This window comes from Stenotrophomonas sp. 2YAF22 (assembly GCF_052114665.1).
Taxonomy (GTDB): Bacteria; Pseudomonadota; Gammaproteobacteria; order Xanthomonadales; family Xanthomonadaceae; genus Stenotrophomonas; species Stenotrophomonas indicatrix.
On sequence record NZ_JBFRFE010000644.1, the window covers coordinates 1 to 2,416 of the forward strand.

The 2,416-nt window shown below is 65.2% G+C and carries 3 protein-coding genes; 1 reads left to right on the forward strand and 2 read right to left on the reverse strand.

Translation table 11 applies throughout. The annotated features are described in order from the left end of the window. On the reverse strand, positions 1-645 hold a 645-nt coding region (locus AB4Y84_RS19390), incomplete at its 3' end, for a methylenetetrahydrofolate reductase (protein WP_442250698.1). Further along, the gene (locus AB4Y84_RS19395) at positions 645-1,559 is read right to left on the reverse strand and encodes a LysR family transcriptional regulator (protein WP_025874528.1); all 915 of its coding nucleotides are present in this window, start codon (positions 1,557-1,559) and stop codon (positions 645-647) included. The genes AB4Y84_RS19390 and AB4Y84_RS19395, both read right to left, overlap by 1 nt. 176 nt (positions 1,560-1,735) lie before the next feature. Here AB4Y84_RS19395 and msuE point away from each other — a divergent pair, with 176 nt between their 5' ends. After that, positions 1,736-2,317 carry an FMN reductase gene (gene msuE, locus AB4Y84_RS19400; RefSeq protein ID WP_025874527.1) on the forward strand — a complete coding sequence of 194 codons (582 nt, stop codon included), beginning with the start codon at positions 1,736-1,738 and terminating at the stop codon, positions 2,315-2,317. Positions 2,318-2,416: the final 99 nt, after the last annotated feature.

A 2,416-nucleotide genomic window follows, 5' to 3' on the forward strand; every position in this document is an offset into this window, starting at 1 on the left:
GCGTACAAGCCGCGCGATGCTGGCCGGCCCGGGAACGCCCACCAGCACCGGATGGGTGATGCCACGGGCGCGCAGTTCATTCAACCAGGCCAGAACGATATCGGCGTCGAATGCGAACTGGGTGATGACCAGCGGTGCCATGCCTCGCTCTTCGATACGCTGGCACTTTTTTTCAAGCACGCGCCACCTCTCGGCGCTGGTCATCGCCGGATGGCCTTGCGGATGCCCGCCCACCCCCACGACCTTGATGCCGGCGCGCTCGAGAATGCCGCTCTCGATGATCGATGTGCTGTCGGCGAACGGCCCGGCAGGCGTGGCAAGATCGCCTGCGATCACGAAACAGCGCTCAATGCCGGCGTCGATGACGGCACGCTCGATGAAGTGCTCCAGCGCCGCCCGCGAGCCGATGCGGCGTGCGGAAAGGTGCGGCATCGGCTCGAATCCCAGTTCGCGCACCCTGCGTGCCGCAGCCAGTCGCGCAGCATCGTCCTCGCTCGGCAGGTAGGGAATGGAGATCGTCGTCCCCCGTGCAATGCGGGCGGCTTCGGCGCGCAACGCAGGCATGGCCTTGGCACTGACTTCCAATGAAAAGGCGTTGACGAAGGTCTGCGCCAGTGGCTCCATGCGGCCAACGCCTGCTGACATCAGCCGGCTCCACGCAGGTTGCCGGCGCTTGTGGAGCTGTTCCGTGCCAGTTCGACAAACGCCTGCAGGTAATCGATACCGGTATCGGCCTCACGCGCGCCCAGGTAGATCTGCTTGGGAATGCCTTTCGCACCCAGACGCACCGGTACCACGTCCATGCGGGCTGCATATTCCTCCACCAGCCAACGCGGCATGGCGGCCACGCCGCGACCGCTGGCCACCATCTGCATCATGATGTCGGTGGTTTCGATGGCCTTGTGGCGCCGGGGCGTGACCCCGGCAGGCAGCAGGAACTGGTTGTAGATATCCAGCCGCTCGAACGGCACCGGATAGCTGATGAGTACTTCCTGGCTGAGCTGGCGGGGCTTGACGTGCTCGACCGACGCCAGCGCGTGGCCCTTGGCCACCACCAGCACCTGCTCGTAATCGAAGACGGGGACGAACTTCAGGCCCGGCTTCAACAGCGGGTCGGGCGTGACCAGCAGGTCGATTTCATAGCCGAACAGGGCGCCGATGCCGCCGAACTGGAACTTCTGCTTGACGTCCACATCGACGTCGGGCCAGCTGGCCAGATAGGGCGAGACGATCTTCAGCAGCCACTGGTAGCAGGGGTGGCATTCCATGCCGATGCGCAGCGCGCCACGCTCGCCCTGCGCGAACTGGCCCAGCCGTTCCTCGGCCAGGTCCAGCTGCGGCAGCACCCGGTTGGCCACCGCCAGCAGGTACTGGCCCGCCTGGGTCAAGCGCAGGCTGCGGCCTTCGCGCAACCAGACGTTGGTGCCCAACTGCTGCTCCAGCTTCTTCATGCTGTGGCTCAGGGCTGATTGGGTCAGGTTCAGCACACCGGCGGCGGCCGTGAGCGACCCCTGCTGCTCGACCTGCTGCACGATGCTGAGATGGATCCGCTCCAACATGACGATGAATCTCACTCATGGATTGGTGAAGTAATACCATTTTACGTCATGGGATGGGCTGGCTAGCATCGGCTCACGCCTTCGGATCCCTGCCAGCGCGGCTACCCAGCCGGCACGCAGGACTGCGCCCCTGCAGGTCAACCCGAAGCAGCCCCTTCCCCTGCTGAAGCGAAGAGATGACCCGCCCCCTCCGTATCGTCGCCGTTTCCGGCGGGCTGCAGCGCCCCTCAAGGGCCGCGACCCTGGCCGAGCACCTGCTGGACCTGATCGGCGAAGGCGTCCCCTGCGATCAGCACCTGATTGAACTGGGTGAACTGGCGCCACAACTGGCCGGTGCGCTCCGGCGCTCGCAGTTGCCCGAAACCGTGGAGCGGCAGTTGGCCGCTGTCGAGCGGGCCGATGTGCTGGTGGTGGTTACGCCGGTCTACCGCGGTTCGTACACCGGCCTGTTCAAGCACTTCTTCGATTTCATCGACCAGGACGCGCTGGTCGATACCCCGATCCTGCTGGCCGCCACTGGCGGCAGCGAACGCCACGCGCTGGTGATCGACCACCAGCTGCGACCGCTTTTCAGCTTCTTCCAGGCGCGAACCCTGCCCTTGGGTGTCTACGCAACCGACAAGGATTTCGCAGACGGCTGCGTGCAGAACGAGGCCCTGATGCAGCGGGCGCGGCTGGCGGTGCAGCGAGCGATGCCCCTGCTTGCCCTCTCCCATCGTGCAGCACCTGCCGTTACCGAGGCCGCTGCAGTCCTCTGAATGCCGAATGCCAGCGACCTGCATTCGGATGTCACCCCCGCAACCCGGAACGCCGCCCATGACGACCGAGAACTTCACCTTCAGCATCACCCGTATTCC